The sequence below is a fragment of the Pseudoxanthomonas sp. P4_B2 genome, assembly GCF_056402315.1.
Genome location: NZ_JBFUHQ010000002.1, coordinates 897,320 through 915,490 on the forward strand (window position 1 = coordinate 897,320; position 18,171 = coordinate 915,490).

Here is an 18,171-nt window from a genome sequence, read left to right on the forward strand (position 1 = left end):
GTATTGCGACATTAATTCAAGTCGGAAGAATCTATTTCCACTAACGGTGAGGAAAAGGAAATGACAGAGAACACGGATCCTGTAGAAATTACCCAGGAGCAATCGAACTTCATTGCGTCCGTCATGGCCCAATCTCTAGAGGTATTTACTAGTGAGCTTGGAAAGGCGACCGAAGCTATCCGAGATGGGGCAGTCGCGAGCCAGGCGACGCTGGATCACCTACTGCTGGCCAAACAGGCTCAGATCGCCCTTTTTGAATCAACGATATCAAAAATAGTTGCAGCACAGAATGATCCTGTGCTGCTGACAACGCTCCGAGCATTAAGAGACCAAACAATTGATGACTGGAATTTACTAAGTTCTCAATCCGCAAACGCAGAAACCGCCATTGCAAACTACTTGGCAAGGAACTCGGAAGGTCTATATTTGGCACGAGGAGGTACGTTCTTCGGCGGAAAGGTAGGGATAGTCTTAGGCAACTCCATTGACGCCGCGCAGTTTATCGCTGCGGTTGTTGAAGGCGATCAAGGGCAAATGCTGAAAGTGGGGTCAGGGTGGTTGATCGGCCGTGGCGCGCAGCTTCTGGCGCAAAGACTTGCTGCTGGAGTAGTTGGTGCCGGCCTTGTGGCTCTGGGATTGCCTGAGTTAGCAGTGGGCGCTGTGCTCGCCGTAACCTTGTTTGCCTTGAGTCAGATAGGTGTGGAGGTAATAGACGATGAAACATGGGACGAGTGGGTTCACGAGTTCAAAGGGCTCTTTGGCTTCGATGTCAATGGATTGGACGCATCTCACCCCGGCTTGAATCTCGTATTCGGTGGTGGCAATGCAGATAGCCTATTCGGGACCTTTAAAGACGATGGAGTTTTTGGCGGTGGAGGTGCAGATACGATAATTCTTGGTGGCGGTGCGGATTTTTCGCATGGTGGAGATGGAGAAGATTCAGTCTATGGAGATGCTGGAAACGATGATTTAAGAGGTGGCGATGGCGATGACTACCTGGATGGTGGAATAGGAAGTGATTCCTTGGATGGAGGTAACGGGTTCGATACATACCGATTCTCATCGGTGGACTTCACCAATGAGAACTCCGAAGACACAGTTTTCGACTCAGACGGATTGGGAAGAATAACGTTCAATGGCGTTGACATATCTGGATCCGGCACAGGCTTCGATAATATTCAGCATGCATCGCTTGGCTCTTGGGAGACATCAGACGGCGAGTTTCGATTGTCGGTAGTGGGGAGCGGGGACGACCAGTCTCTCATCATCATGCATAACGACTCGCATTCATTCATCACCGTCCGTAACTGGAGTAACGGAGATCTTGGCATTGAGCTTCCGGGTCTCGACGAAGAACAGGCCGAGATCGCCGGCACACTGACTGGCGGCGATGACACATTCGGGGCCACGGGATCGAATTTAGGCATCGACATCATCAACGGCCTAGGAGGAAACGACGGCATCGAGGGAGGAGCCGGGGACGATCGGCTCAACGGTGGTGATGGCCGGGACCTAATTCTCGGTGGCACGGGGAACGATCACATTTGGGGAGGGGCTGGAGCCGACTACATTTTCGATGGATCCGAGCGCGCTGACATGCGGCCATGGACAACATCAGAGGCAGAGTACGAAGAGCAGCGAATTGCTCAGTATGGAGCTGCAGTGCTATTCCGCGGGAGCAGTTGGTATATCGGGCCAAACGGAGTTCTGGCGGCAGGATGGACGTACCTGGATCCGAACGTAAGTCCGAGTGGCGATGACTACATAGATGCAGGAGATGGCGATGATCTAGTCTTTGCAGGCGAAGGTATAGATCGCGTCATAGGCGGAGAGGGAAACGACGTTATTCAAGGCGGACATGATGATGACAACATCTCCGGAGGAATCGGAAATGATGTAATTAGAGGAGATGCATGGCCGGATTCATTGCCTGGTATTCACCTAACGGTTGCAGTATCCGACTCGGCAAATGCGAACGGAAACGACATCATCTATGGAAATGAAGGAAACGATAGCATTTATGGGCAAGGCGGAAATGATGTCATCGATGGCGGTATTGGCGACGACGTCATTTATGGTCGCGGAGATTCCAATCCGGTAGATGCAGACGACAAAGATATAGACCATATAAGTGGTGGAGATGGGGCGGATCGAATTCTCGGCGACGATGGCGACGACATCATTGATGGCGGTGCGGGTAATGATGTAATTGCGGGTGACAACGATCAACAAGGAACGCGGAACGGCATTGATGTTATTTCAGGAGGTGGCGGTGACGATGAGATATACGGCGGCGGTGATCGTGACGTAATTCTTGGTGGTGATGGAAACGACAATATTGTCGGGGACAGCATACATATAGACGGCAGCCTCCATGGCAATGACGAGATCGAAGGCGGCGAGGGCGACGACACAATCTTCGGTTTGGGCGCACAAGATTGGCTCTATGGAGATGCAGGAAACGATACGTTAGTCGGTGACGGAAGTCCGCAGGACGTAGCAACAGAGTTCCATGGCAATGATCGCCTCTTTGGAGGAGCGGGTATTGATCATCTTTACGGAAACGGTGGAGATGACTGGCTCTATGGTGGATCGGATAAGGATTACCTCACTGGCGATGCTGGGGCGGACAGACTGTGGGGTGAAGCAGGAGACGACGAACTGTGGGGCGGAGACGGGAATGACTATCTAAATGGTGGCGACGGAATAGATAGGCTTACAGGAAATGAAGGAATTGACGAGCTCGCGGGAGGTGCAGGAAACGACATCATCGACAGCGGAAGCGGAAACGATGTGGCAGATGGCGGCGCTGGGAACGATCAGCTCGATGGCGATGAAGGCGACGACAATCTTGACGGTGGCGATGGCAACGACAGCATCTACGGTGGGTTGGGTAACGACACCATTGTGGGGGGGCGAGGAGACGATGCTCTTGCCGGAGCGGAAGGCAACGATATCTATCGCTTTGAGCTCGGCTGGGGAATCGACGAAATACAGGCACTTGGTGGCGCCACTGCAGGATTGGACACCATTAGCTTCGGCGCAGGTATAGATCCGACCGCCCTCTTGGTTAGCTTAGGGGCCAACAACAGTCTGGTGCTGCAATCCCCGAACAGCACGGATTCACTGACGCTCCAAGGCTACTTCGACGCAGCTGGCATCGGACATACCATCACATTCCACGATGGAACTATTTGGACGTTGGCTGATCTGTCATCACGACTAGCCACTCCCGGAGAAACCTACATAGGGACGGCTGGCGCGGACATTTACTTGGGAACTTCGGACGCGAATACCATCTATGGCGTGATAGGAAACGATGTCCTTTCCGGCGGCGGGGGCAACGACATAATCTACGGCGGGGACGACGAATATAGCGGCACGGCCACGGATCACGACGTGCTGATGGGAGGTACGGGAGACGATGAACTGTACGGAGAGAAGGGTCAGGATCGACTCGAAGGAGGCGATGGAAATGATTATCTTGATGGCGGTTACGACAGCGATATTCTGCTGGGTGGTGATGGTGACGATGAGCTTAGCGCGGGGATAATCAGCTGGGTTTCCGGCAGTCGTTGGGACGATACTTCCAACGACTTCCTGGAAGGTGGAAAAGGAAACGATATCCTGAGGGGCGGCCTGGGGACGAACACTTATCAGTTCTCGACGGGTTTTGGCCGTGACTCCCTTTATTTGTCCGAAGTAGGATCAGTCCAGAGCACGACTGGCGTTGTCTCCGAATCGGCCGTAGTTAGATTCATGACGGGAATAACCGCCAGCACGGTTACCCTGACAATGAGCGGCAACGATCTTGTGATCAACACCGGATCGGATGAACTCGTAATCGTTGGATTCAATAGCCGTGCCACCTCAAGCCTGAGCTTTTCCTTCCAGGACGGCAGCATATTGTCCCCCGGTCAAACAGCACTTCTCACTTCGAGGATCGGTAGCGAGGGTGCCGAAACTCTCTCCGGTTCGGTGCTGAACGACACGATTTTCGGTAGAGGAGGAAACGATTCGCTTTATGGCTTGGCGGGCGATGACATCTTGAATGGCGAAGGTGGTGATGATCGCCTATATGGCGGATCAGGTAATGACACCTTTCACTACGAGCTCGGCGACGGCAATGACTATATCTATGGCAACGACGCGGATGCGGCGGGGTATGACCGTCTGATTCTGGGCGAGGGGATTACGCGGGAGGACGTGTCTCTGTATCGAAGTGGAACCGATGCGAACTCGGCTCTGATTCTGACAATCAACTCAAGCGGATCCTACATAACGGCGAATATGCAGAACGTATCTGCGACGAAATGGATCGACGAGATCGTATTCGCCGATGGCTCAATCATTACCGCCGCCCAGATCGAGGCATTGGCTACGCCTATACCGTTCCAACTTAATTTCAGCTTCACAACGGCGGGCGGAACCATAACCGGAAATCAGTACTCAAACATATTTTATGGGAATACCGGTAATGACACGATGGTTGGCGGTGGCGGCGATGATCTCTACTACATCGGAGGTGACAACTATTACGACAGTGACATCGTTCTGGAGAACGAAGCCGAAGGTAATGACACCATTTACTATCGGCTACCCTATGGGAGCTCAATGTCGATTCTGTACCAGCTACCGAACAATGTAGAGAATGTTGTTTTGCCATTCACAAACGGAAGATTTGGGTTCTACAGCTATAGTGGAAATACTGGATACGACTACGCAAGAAAACAGAAAGCAACATGGACGCCGCGCCAGTTCATAGGGAATGCGCTGGACAACAAGATTGATGCAAGCGCTTCGGGCAGCATGTCTGTCAATCGTTTGGATGGAGGTGTGGGTGCCGATGTATTGGCTGGCAGTGCAGGTGAAGATACGTTTGTCATCGACAACGTTAATGACGTTGTTTCAGACAACTTCACGAATCAAGAGTCCGTCGATACCGTAGAGACGAGCATTTCCTATTCACTTGAGCAACAACGATTCATCGAGAGAATTGTTCTTGTCGGAACTGCCAACATCAATGCGACCGGAAACGCCCTAGACAATTGGATAGACGGATCTACTTCCAGTGGCGCAAATACCCTGTCTGGGGGTCTAGGAAACGACATCTATCTGCTTGGCGCAGGGGATACCGTTGTGGAGGTGGAAGGCGCAGGCACTGATACCGTTGTTATCGAAGGTGACTACGGAAACAACAGTTACAGCGTTCCATCATTTGCGAATATCGAGAGATATATTCTTGGGTTGACTACAGGTCCATCCGATCTGGTGGGAGATTCCGGGGACAACAACCTGACGGGCAATGCCTACTCGAACCACATTTATGGCGGTTTAGGCAATGACATCATCTCTGGCGCCTATGCTCTGCCGCAAGATAGATCGTCAGATAATGACTACCTGTATGGTGGGGACGGTAATGACAGGATTACCGGAGATACCGGCAATGACCAAATCATTGGTGGCACAGGTGATGACGAATTGGTTGGCGGGCGGGATAATAATACCTATCGCTATTCTGCAGGGGATGGGTCGGATTCGATAATCGATTCCGGTGGGCTGGACGCTATTATTTTTGATGTCTCGGTAAGCACGGACGATCTGCGCTTCATTCGTCTAGGCGACGATCTGATCATTCAGGTTGGGCCATCAGCAGAGAATCAAATTCTGGTTTCTGCATACTGGGGCTCCGATGGCACCGTTCAGGCGCCAATAGAGACAGTGGTCTTTGATAACCCGGATGGAACCGTTCGTGCGGTGTGGGACAGCAGAGAAATCACCGGCCGTATCGCTGGGGTGACCTTGATTGGCGACGCGAGCGCTAATGCATTGGTCGGAGGCGCGGCGTCCGACACGCTGATCGGAAATGATGGTGATGACTATCTGGAAGGCGGTGCCAGCCGCGACTATCTTGATGGAGGTCACGGCAACGACACCTACTATTTCGACACCAGCTTTGGAACTGACCGCATCGTTTCACTGGGGAGCATTTCTTCTGGAAGCGATGTAATCCAGTTCTCCGCCGCAATCTTACCGGGTGCGTTGACTATCGAGCCGCAGGACAGCGGAGACTTGATCCTAAGAGGATCTCTCGATGAAGTTTTGACGTTGGAAGGTTTTTTGCTGCCTGATAGCCCGCTCCACGAAATAAGATTCAGTGATGGAACCATCTGGACGCGAGAGACGTTGCGGCAAAGCATGATGGCCACCACGGCGCTGGATGACGAGGTGCACGGTTGGGGAACGGATGACACGATTGATGGCCTTGCCGGAAACGATTCGATCAACGGCCACGGCGGTAACGATACCCTTTACGGTGGCGAAGGTAACGACACTCTCGACGGATCTACCGGTAACGACTTGCTTTACGGCGGGGATGGTAACGACAGTCTGATTGGTTCCGAAGGCATTGATCTCCTCTCCGGCGGGTGGGGTGACGATTTCTACGTGGTAGTCGACGCGGGCGACACAGTTTTTGAGGCTGCCAATGAAGGAGCCGATACGGTTCTCTCAGGGATTGATTATGCCTTGGGTGAGAATGTAGAGAGTCTAGATTTGAGTATCGGCTACGGCTCTATCGGGACAGGAAACGCGCTCAACAATCGGATAACAGGCAACGAATTGGCAAATGTTCTGGATGGGCAAGCTGGCGCGGACACGATGCTCGGTGGGTCGGGAGATGACCTTTATTTTGTAGACAATGTCGCGGACTCCATTGTAGAGGCGACGGGGGAAGGAATTGATTCGGTAGATGCAAGTGTTAGCTACACCCTCGGTTCCGGCGTTGAGAACCTCTACCTTTCAGGGGCGGCGTCGATAAATGGCACGGGAAACTCCGGAGTCAATATCTTGTCCGGGAACGATTCCAACAACACGCTCACCGCATTTGGCGGGAGCGATACCCTGAAAGGATTTGGCGGCAACGACACGCTGGACGGCGGTATCGGAGCCGATGGAATGGTTGGTGGTATTGGCGACGATATCTATGTGGTGGACAACGTTGGTGATGTTGTAACTGAACTTCAGGGGGAAGGTTCTGACTTGGTCAGAGCATCGATAACATTTTCCCTCGGGTCAGAAGTGGAGAATCTGACGTTGATGGGTAGCGGAGTAATCAATGGCACGGGTAATGCGATGGCCAATCTTCTTACAGGTAATGGCGGCAGCAACGTGCTTACCGGATTGGATGGCGACGACACGCTGGATGGAAAGGGCGGTACCGACACCTTGATTGGTGGCTTTGGCAATGATGTTTATATCGTTGATGTTGCTGGTGATATCGTTCAGGAGGCCATAAGTGCAGGTACAGACACCGTGCAATCTGGTGTGGCTTGGACGCTAGGAAGCGATGTAGAGAACCTAACGTTGACTGGGAGTGGCACCAATAGCGGCACCGGCAACTCAATCGCAAATGTTCTTATCGGCAACAGTGCCAATAATACGCTTACCGGATTAGCTGGAAACGACACTCTAGATGGAAAAGCAGGTGCCGATACCTTGAAGGGCGGTACTGGCGACGATAGTTATGTTGTGGACAGTACCAGCGACGTGGTAACTGAGCTGACTGGCGAAGGCATAGATGCTGTCAATTCGTCGGTCACGTTCACGCTATCAGCAGAGGTGGAAAACCTTGCTTTGTCAGGAACGTCCGCGATCAACGGAACGGGCAATGCGATCGGTAACGTGCTTGCAGGCAATAGCGGCAACAACAATCTAAGCGCTTTGGCGGGTAACGATACGCTGGAAGGGAAAGGTGGAACCGACACGCTAACCGGCGGCACAGGCAACGATGCCTATCTGATGGCGCGTACCTATGGAATCGACACGGTTGTAGAGAACGACGGCACCGCCGGGAATACCGACGTTGCGCGCTTCCTCACCGGCGTGACCTACGACCAACTGTGGTTCAAGCGCCCGACCAGCAGCAATAACCTGGAAATCTCCATCATCGGCACGACCGATAAGCTGGTGATTAAGGACTGGTATCTGGGTGGGCAATATCGGGTGGAAGAAATCCGGACCGACGACGGCAATCGAGTGCTGTATGCAGCCGATGTCCAAGCGTTGGTGAACGCAATGGCGGGAATGACGCCTCCCCCGTTGGGCCAGACAACACTAACAACCAGCCAATCGAACGCGCTCGCACCCACTTTCTCCGCGACCTGGCACGATCAACCCGCAGGCGGCCAAATGTTCACTAGCAGCCTGCCCGCCATGACATCGCCCGATGACATGGGAACAGCCGGGTCGACGACGCGACGCGGAGCCGGCTTGGCTGGGGTGTCGAGGCCAAGGGGGTTTCTGTCTGAAATGGAGATCGCGTCGTTCTCAGGGGGCGAGGATCTCTATGAGGCTATCGTCCGGGACGGCTTTAGCGCCACGACCACTTCGCTTGGATCGTCTGAAATTGACTCGGTAAGAACAATCTCGGATTGCCGCCGACTCATCGATCTGATGGCGACCTCAGAGGGCTTCGGCCGCGAACGCTTTAACCCTCATGTAAGCGAGAGTACTTACCAGCTAGTTCCTTAATGGAAGTTTGCGATCGCCGATCTCCGATCGGCGGTTGATGTCTCGTATCGCATCAGGGAGTTGAAGCGATGGCTGGTTCGCTGGCGAAAACTAACAGGACACTCAGGACCAACGTTGTTCGCAACGCTGGTCTGCAGGTGGGAAAGGCCAAGGGCCATGACTACCGGTCGTGCGAGCAGGAAAGTATCGCCGCCGAGTGTGACCTAGCGTCGCACCGCGGCCGGATCCAGGAAACCCGCTCAGCATTGAGCGGTTCGCGTGAGCAACTCAGTGTGCTTACCGCTAAGACGAAGCGGAAGGCGTTGGATGGACTGCGTCAGGCACGTGAACAGATGGAGCAGTTCGCACAGGGGGTCACCAAGACCGGGCAGCGCGAACAGGTGATGCTGTTGCATGCGCCGGTTTCTGGCACGGTGCAGCAACTAGCAATCCATACCGCGGTCGGTGCAGTGACACCGGTCCGGGCCTCGCTGGCCGTAGTGCCGAGCGAGGAAGAGCCTGAGGTGGAAGCGACGGTGCTCAACAAGGACATCGGTTTTGTCAGGCCGGGGCAACGGGTGACGGTGAAGGTGGAGAGCTTTCCGTATATCCGTTACGGCTATCTCGACGGAACTGTCGAGAGTGTTTCGCACGACGCGGCGCAGGACGAGAAGATGGGGCTGGTGTTTCGTGCGCGGGTCAAGCTGGCCGCGGGAAGGTGAAGCTGTCTCCCGGTATGGCGTTGAGCGTGGAGATCAAGACCGGAAAGAGAAGAGTGATTGATTATTTGTTAAGCCCCTTGAAGCAGCATGCGGCTGAGGCGGCCCGGGAAAGATAGTCGAGCGCCCAACGCGGGCGCCAGGGACGTTGCATTCGCGTGATCGTTATCGGCCGTTGTCAACAACGTTTTCGTTGAGCCATACATCCACATCCAAAGAAGGAAGATGCCATGTACACTGATCAGCAGATTCAGAATCTAGTTGCGGAGCTGTCCAGGAATCTGGTTGCGCTATTCGGAAACGCAATCGAATCGGCTGGCTTGAGCATCGATAACCTCGGCGATGAGACGCCCGATGAGGTAGTTGCCATCGCGCTGGTAACCGCACACACGACCGCGGCCAGACAAGCAATCGAACTGGTCACGCTGTTCAGCGCACTACCGGAGCTTGCCGGTAACGAAGCCTGGCAAACGGCTTCTTCCAGGATGGTTTCGTCGTTCAGCGCGTTCATCGACGGGGTCGAAACGCCTGGTACAAACGTGGAGAAACTGCAGAACGTTGTCGATTTCGTCAACGCGTTGGGTGCATTGCCTGTGCCCTATACGGGAACGGCGCTCGGGGACACGGAGTTGGGCAAGTTCTTCGGGCGGGCCGATACAGCCCTCACCCGGTTCGAAATGATCGATGCCTTTCGCGATGGCGATTACAGCCGACTGGCGACGACCATCGCCATGTGCGCAGTTGGCTATGCGGTAGACGCGATAATCGTTGCGGGTCTTGCGGCTATCGGAGCCGTTTCCTGGCCCTTCCTGATCATCGGTGCCTGCGTGGCATGGACGGTGAGCGCCTTCTTCGAGGACGAAATCGAAGAGTTCTTCCAATCCCAGTTCGCAAACGAGGAAGCCGCCTTCGTTATCGAGCAGTACACGCGGCTTTACGGCGGCGAATTCTCGAACTTCGACAGTATCAACGCCGTCGCCCAGGTTGGCACGGCAGGGGCGGATGTTTCGTTTGGGCTGCCAGGGCGGCTGAATCTCATAGGCGGTGGCGCAGGCGAAGATTTGCTTGTCGGGGACGAGCTGACCGATATCCTGGGCGGTGGCTCGGGCAGCGACAGGCTGGAGGGTCGTGGTGGAGACGACATTCTGATAGCCGGCGACGACGACGATATAATGATCGGCGGCATCGGCAACGACACGCTTGAAGGTGGCGATGGGAACGACACGTATCGTTTCGTTGCGGCCGACTTCGGCCCTGGATCGGATGACGTTATTATCGATTCCGATGGTCTCGGAAGCATCACCTTCGACGGCGTAGCAATCGGCGATTCTCTGCTCAACAACGTTTCGCGTGACGGCTTTGGTTGGGAAACCAACGACCGAGTCTTCCGCCTGCAAGTGATCGATAGCGGCGATAGCGCATCGCTGATGCTCATTCACCGCGAAACCGGTGGTCGCATCACCATCAGCAACTGGTCTAACGGTGATCTTGGCATCACATTGCCCGATCTCGGTCAGCCGGGAACGCCCGAGAATCCGTTCCCGCTAACTAATGGCGACGATTTGATTGGGTTTGATGGCGATGATGACTCCGGAACGCCTGTCAGTGGTGACGATGTAATTTCTGGTCTGGCAGGCAACGACGGCATCGATGGCGGCTACGGCGACGACTGGATTGATGGCGGACACGACGATGATCTGCTGTTGGGCGGCCCCGGCTCCAACCGCCTGATCGGCGGCCTGGGCAACGACATCATCCTCAACTACGCGAATGTCATGGGCTGGGCGCCGTGGAGCGACCCGACATACGGCGATCAATTTGACACGCGCAGCGATGCGGTGTCGCACGGCAACGGCTGGTTCGCTTACAACGATACAGGCGCAACCAACGTCAACAACGCACCGCAGCATCTCCTGGGTTTGCAGGTTTGGGCCTGGGGCCCTGCCGACGGCAATCCTGAGACAGACGAAATCTGGGTGGATTTGGATCCGAATGTCTTCAAGAACGGCGACGACGAGATCGATGCTGGAGAGGGTTCCGATACGGCTTACGGCGGAGAGGGCGACGATAGGATCGCAGGTGGAACGGGCAACGATTTACTGATAGGCGGTAGCGACGACGATTTCGTCAATGGTGAGGACGGCGACGATCTGATCCTCGGCGACGACCTGACCTACGGCACCGGCTTCTTCTCCTACCTGTCAACACGCATCTCCACAACGGCGAATGTGTCCGGAAACGATGTTTTGATCGGTGGACAAGGCAACGACCGTATTTCAGGGCAGGGTGGTATTGACGTCATCGACGGCGGTGAAGGCGACGATGTCCTTTCCGGCGACCGCGTCGATTTCGTGCTTGGCATGGCTATCGATCAGCCCGTAGTTTCCGGTAATGACAACATCAATGGCGGTGCCGGCAACGACTGGATCTCCGGAGATGGTGGTGATGACACCCTTTCGGGAGGCACGGGTACCGACAAAATTTTCGGCGATTCAACTACGCTCGATGCAAGCGAGCATGGCAAAGACGTTATCAAAGGCGACGCCGGCAACGATGAACTTTATGGCGGTGGGGGCGATGACGAGATAGACGGAGGTGCGGACGACGACATCATCTTTGGCGAGGATGGAAATGACCGTCTGCAGGGTGGTGCAGGCCTGGATGAACTGATCGGCGGACTGGGCAACGACTCGCTCAGCGGCGGAGATGGAAACGACAAACTCTGGGGTGAGGCGGGTACGGATCGGCTGGATGGCGGTACAGGCGCGGACGAACTGCAGGGCGGGGGCGGAACCGACACGCTCATCGGTGGGGAGGGTGACGACAAGCTTTGGGGCGAGGCCGGCAATGATAACGCCAGCGGCGGCAGCGGATCGGATCAGATCAGCGGTGGTGAAGGTAACGACGTCTTGGATGGTGGCGCGGGTAGCGACGTTCTTAACGGCAATGCGGGCCAAGACACGCTATGGGGTGGGGCAGGCAATGACAACCTATCGGGCAACGAGGACAACGACACTGTCGAGGGTGGTGATGGCAACGATTATGTCGGTGGGGATGCCGGTAACGACGCTCTGGCCGGTAATGCAGGCAATGACAACCTCTTCGGCGGCGACGGCGACGACCAGGTTAATGGCGGTGATGGATCTGATTACGCAGACGGTGGCGCAGGCGCGGACACTCTGGTCGGCGACGCGGGCAACGATACCCTGCTGGGCAACGATGGTGACGATAGGCTCGAGGGCGGTAAAGGCAACGACGTGATGGTTGGCGGCAGCGGCAACGACACCTACGTTTTCGCGCGCGGCTTCGGCATCGATAGGATCTCTAATCTTGCCGATGGCGGAGCGGATGTAATCAGTTTCGCATCCGATATCGAGACGACTGATCTGTCGTACGCGGCGCAGGGTCAGGATCTGGTGATCTACGTGGACGGTACCGAAGACGTGTTGATCGTCGGCGGGTTCTTCGGCCCCACCGCTACCGCGACGTTGGGCTTTTCCGATGGCAGCTCCATCACTCAGGAGCAATTGCGGCTGGCACTGGGTCTGGAACCGGCGATTTTCGGCACACCCGACAGTGATGTGCTGACCGGAACGTATGGCAACGACACTATTTACGGAGGGGGTGGTGACGATTCTATCTACGGATTGGGCGGCAACGACTATCTGAATGGCGGCGATGGCAACGACAGCCTATACGGTGCGTTGGGAGACGACGCGCTGGATGGTGGAGCCGGCAACGACAACTATTATTTCTCCCAAGGCTTCGGTTTCGACACCATCCAGGGGCTGGCTGCGGCCAGTTCGGGAAGCGATGTCATCCGGTTGGGCACCGGGCTCACCACCAACAATGTCACCGTGATGATCGACGGCGATAACATCAGCCTGACGTTTAGCAACGGATACGGCCCGAACGCCAGCATCGACTCTCTGATCCTGGAGGGATTCCTGGCGGCGAGCAATGGGACGCACGTCATTCAGTTCCCTAATGGACAGGTTTGGTCTGCGTCCTACATACGCGGAAGCATTGGTACCGGCTTAGATGACGTCCTGACTGGCAGCAGTAGCGACGATACCTTGCGCGGTCATGGGGGTAACGACACTCTCCATGGGCTGGGCGGCAACGATTCGTTGTATGGCGGCGTAGGTAATGACTCATTGCTGGGCGGCACAGGAGCAGACAGATTGTGGGGGGATGAAGGTGATGATTCGCTTGATGGCGGGGATGGTAATGACACCGTTATTGATGGTGGGGCGGGGAATGATTTTCTGGCCGGGGGGGCGGGCAACGACGGGCTCACCGGCGGAGGTGGGAATGACGTTATCGAAGGCGGCATCGGTGATGACGGCCTTGATGGTGGTGATGGAATCGACAGCCTGGATGGCGGCCAAGGAAACGATTCGCTTTCCGGCGGCAGTGGCGACGACCTTGTTGTAGGTGGCAGCGGCAACGACCTTATCAATGGGGACGATGGTAATGATCGTCTGCTTGGCGGTGATGACAATGACAGTATATATGGCGGGTTAGGCTCCGATGAGCTCATCGGAGGTAATGGTGACGATCAACTTTTAGGAAGCGAAGGTGACGACGTACTAGATGGGGGCGCCGGAAACGATACCTTGCACAGTGGCGAAGGGCGTAACACGTATGTTTTCGGTCGCGGCTATGGCGTGGACGAGGTGACTCGGTGGAACTCCGAAACCCTACGTTTGCTGGAAGGAATAACTGCTGCGGATCTTCGGTTCTCACTCAAAGATATTCCTGGATCCGGCTCAAGGCTGGTGATCGGTCTTCAAGGTAGCGAAGATCAAATAGAATTCCAGTTCGGGTGGGAGAATATATGGGAGGGGCTGAGTGAACTGTTCCCGATCGATCGCATCGAGTTTGCAGATGGCACCGTCTGGGGACCAGCCGAGATTTCTGCTGCGCTGAGCGACGTGCTTATTTACGGAGACGAGAATGGCAATGTCCTTACGGGGTCTAACCTCGACAACCTCATACGCGGAAATGGAGGAAATGATTCAATCCTTGGCCTGGGAGGAAACGACAACGTCGGAGGAGGAACGGGAAACGACTTTATAGACGCCGGTGACGGGAATGATCTCGCTTCAGGCGGTCATGGCGAAGATCACGTGCTTGGTGGAAGAGGCGACGATGTCGTTGAGGGTGGTCACGGTAACGACTTGATCGAAGGCGGGGAAGGTAATGACTACTTGTGGGGTGAAACCGCGCAACAGCTCGACTACTCAGGCAGCAGTAATCCATCCGACATGAATGACGTCATCATCGGTGGGCTAGGCGATGACACTATGGATGGTGGGCTAGGCGACGACACCTATGTGTTGGAAGTCGGCCACGGAAGCGATGTCATCACCGACTTCAATACGGCCTACAACTCGGGCAACTGGAGTCGCGACCCGGGTTACGACCGAATCCTGTTTGGGCCGGGCATCAGCCTGCAGGATATGACATTCGAGCTGGTGGACAGAGCCCCAGGAACGGGCGGGCAGGCAGGCGATCGCGACTTGGTAATCACCAACACGATTACCGGGGATCAGACCAGAATCGAGTATATGGTGCTCCACGAGTACTACCTCAACGAAGGTCCGCGGTTCTCTTCGATTATCGACCAGATTGTCTTCGAGGACGGCGCGACGCTGGATTACTACGAAATGCTGAGCCGTGCTGGCTACACCGGCCCAGGCATCACCATGAATGGCGGCGAGCTATCCGGGCTGATCACCGGTACACCATGGAAGGACCGCTTGCGGGGCAGCGAGGGAGACGACGTAGTCGATGGCGGTACGGATGCGTCCTACGAACTGTCCGGCTCTTACGACGAACTTTCCGGTGGCGACGGTTCCGACACTTACCTGTTCGGCCGCAATAGCGGACAGGACCGCATATACGACACTTACTACCTCTATGGCACGCCGACGGCTTCCAACGGCGTCGATACCGTCCGCTTCGCATCAGACATCAGGCCCGAGGATGTCGTGGTCAGCTACTACGGCATACGTATCCGTGGCAGCGCCGCCAATCTGTACGCCATGAACGGTATCGAGGAATTCCGTTTTGCGGATGGGACGGTCTGGACGATGGCGGACGTCAACTACATGGCCGCCAATCAATCGCCATCTGAATTCAACGATTCCATTTACGGCACCGAAGGCGCGGATACGATAAATGCTCTGGAGGGTAACGACTCCCTGTACGGATCGGATGGGAACGACCAACTGGCCGGCGGTGCCGGTGATGATCAGGTCGGAGGCGATGGAGGAAATGATCTGGTGGTTGGCGGAAGCGGCCAGGACTCGCTTTATGGCGATGCTGGCGACGACATACTTCGCGGCGACGAAGGCGGTGACTACCTGGCTGGTGGCGATGGAAACGATGATCTGGATGGGGGCATGGGCATCGATTCCATGGAAGGTGGCGCCGGCGACGATCTGTACCGTGTCGATAGCGCAGACGATGTCGCTCTCGAATCCGAGTGGCGTTACGATCCGGTCACAGAACAGTTCTCGGAAGTGGATCCCGGTGGCACGGATACCGTGCTTGCATCTGTCGGCTACGCGCTTGGGCAATACGTCGAAAATCTGACGCTCGTAGGCGGCGACGCGTTATCCGGCGAGGGCAATTCGCTCGATAACACGTTGACCGGAAATGCTGGCAGCAACCTGCTGACGGGGCATGCCGGAAACGACGCCTTGCTGGGCGGGTCGGGGAGTGACGTCCTCATGGGTGGCGCAGGAAACGACTCGCTGTCGGGCGGTGCGGACAACGACACACTCGACGGTGGCGACGGCGACGACAGTTTCCATTTCGAGCTGGGCACCGGCAGCGACGTCATCCACAGCCAGGACGCGGCGGGGCTCTACGTCGACAGAATCGTAGTCGGCCCGGGCATCGCCTCAACCGACATTCTGACCCAGCGTATCGATAACGACCTGGTTCTCACGGTCTCCGGCACCCAGGATTCGCTAACGGTGAAGGACTTCTTCTCGGGCGAGGCAAGCTCCACTGGCGCCATCGATTCGATCCACTTTGGTGACGGCACCGTGTGGAACACGGCCTATATCTTGAATCTGTTCCCACCCGAAGACAACGCGATCGTAGGCACCTCCGACAGCGAGTTCATCGCGGGAACGGCAGGGGACGACGTCTTGCGAGGCCTCGGCGGGAACGATGTCCTGTTGGGCGCGAGCGGAAACGACGTCATGGAAGGCGGAGCAGGCAACGATTTCTCCGTGGGCGATGAAGGAAATGATACGTTTAGATATGGGTTGGATTGGGGCGACGATTCGATAAATGCAGTGGACTACAACGCCGATGGCATCGGTTTCGATACGATTGAGTTCGGTGCCGGAATCAGCGCCTCGGATATCGTTGTTTCTACCGACGGAGCTAACCTGGTGCTGACGCGGCAGGGTTCCAGCGACAGGCTACAAGTAAACAACTGGGCCTACTCCTCGAACGCAGCCGATGGATCCAATCTCCAGATCGACGAGTTCCGGTTCGCGGATGGCACTGTCTGGACCACGGCCGATATGGATGCGCGACTCATGACTGGCGACGCAACCGACCAGGTGCTGCTGATGAGATCCGATGGCGGAACTATCGATGCCTTGGGCGGAAACGACACGGTCTATGGCAGCGACAGCAATGACGTGCTGACTGGCGGAGCTGGATTCGATTCCCTGTTCGGACGTGAAGGTGATGACACCTATAGGTACGAGTTGGGTTGGGGCCACGATGCGCTGGATACCAGGGACTTCAATGGCGACGGAGCGGGGTTCGATGCGATCGAGTTCGGTCAAGGGATAGCAGCGGCCGACATCGATGTCGTGTCCTATGATGGCTCTTCGGTGAGGCTGACGCATCGCGTGTCGGGCGACAGCGTCCATGTCGATCGCTGGCACTACTCGTCCGATGCCGAAGATCAGTTCAGTACGCAGGTAGATGAAATTCGTTTCGTCGATGGCACGGTCTGGACAGCCGCCGAGGTGACCGCGCGGCTTACTACTGGAAACGACACGAACCAAAGACTGTCGGGAACGCCTCGCGGCGACACTATCGATGCCTCAGGTGGAAATGACGTGGTGGAAGGATTCGCGGGCGATGACATGCTCAGCGGCGGTGCGGGCAATGATTCTGTTTCCGGCGGCGCAGGAAACGACGTCCTCATCGGCGGCACGGGAGATGATGCTCTGACTGGCGGCGAAGGTGACGATACCTATCGGTTCGAACTTGGATGGGGCAGCGACGTTCTGGAGAATATCGATTTTAACGGCAATGGATTTGGCACCGATGTGATCGAATTCGGCCAGGGCATCAATGCGTCTGACATCGAGGTTGCAGAATCTGAGGGCAACGTAACGCTCACGCATCGCATTACGGGAGACCGTATCTTGCTCCTCGGCTGGGGTTTCTCGTCGAACGAAGTGAATGCATATAACTACCAGTTGGACGAGATCCGGTTCTTCGACGGGACGGTCTGGACTAATGCGCTCGCATCCACATTATCCACGACGTGGCAAGACCAACCCACAGGCGGCCAGATGCTCACCAGTAGCCTTCCTGCCATGACATCGCCCAATGAGATGGAAACGGCCGGCACGACGATGGAGCGCAGACCCACCTCAGCTGGAGTATCGAGGCCAAGGGGGTTGTTGCCTGAAATAAGGGCTGCGTCGTTCGAAAGGGAAGACGACCTGTATGAGGCTATCGTCCGGGACGGATTTAGCGCCACGACCACTTCGTTTGGACAGTCTGAAATTGACTCGGCAAGGGCAATTTCGGATTGCCGCCGGCTCATTGACCTGATGGCCACATCAGAAGGCTTCGGCCGCGAACGCTTCAACCCTCATGTAAGCGAGAGTGCTTACCAGCTAGTTCCTTAATGGAAGTTTGCGATCGCCGATCTCCGATCGGCGGTTGA

The 18,171-nt window shown here is 55.8% G+C and carries 3 protein-coding genes; all 3 read left to right on the forward strand.

The genetic code is table 11. The features are described from left to right. Positions 1 to 60 precede the first annotated feature (60 nt). The 3 genes from AC1DTQ_RS08620 to AC1DTQ_RS08630 all read left to right on the forward strand — a co-directional run bounded on the left by AC1DTQ_RS08620 (position 61) and on the right by AC1DTQ_RS08630 (position 18,133). On the forward strand, positions 61 to 8,532 hold the full coding sequence (locus AC1DTQ_RS08620) for a calcium-binding protein (RefSeq protein WP_477849099.1): 8,472 nt from the start codon (positions 61 to 63) through the stop codon (positions 8,530 to 8,532). Between the two features lie 68 nt (positions 8,533 to 8,600). Further along, on the forward strand, positions 8,601 to 9,233 hold the full coding sequence (locus tag AC1DTQ_RS08625) for a beta-barrel domain-containing protein (RefSeq protein ID WP_477849100.1): 633 nt from the start codon (positions 8,601 to 8,603) through the stop codon (positions 9,231 to 9,233). 227 nt (positions 9,234 to 9,460) lie between these two features. After that, entirely contained in the window at positions 9,461 to 18,133 is an 8,673-nt protein-coding gene (locus AC1DTQ_RS08630) for a calcium-binding protein (RefSeq protein WP_477849101.1), read from the forward strand. Positions 18,134 to 18,171: the final 38 nt, after the last annotated feature.

Coding starts and splice junctions, on each gene's coding strand:
- AC1DTQ_RS08630 (WP_477849101.1), top strand. CDS start 9,461: ATGTACACTGATCAGCAGATTCAGAATCTAGTTGCGGAGCTGTCCAGG.
- AC1DTQ_RS08625 (WP_477849100.1), top strand. CDS start 8,601: ATGGCTGGTTCGCTGGCGAAAACTAACAGGACACTCAGGACCAACGTT.
- AC1DTQ_RS08620 (WP_477849099.1), top strand. CDS start 61: ATGACAGAGAACACGGATCCTGTAGAAATTACCCAGGAGCAATCGAAC.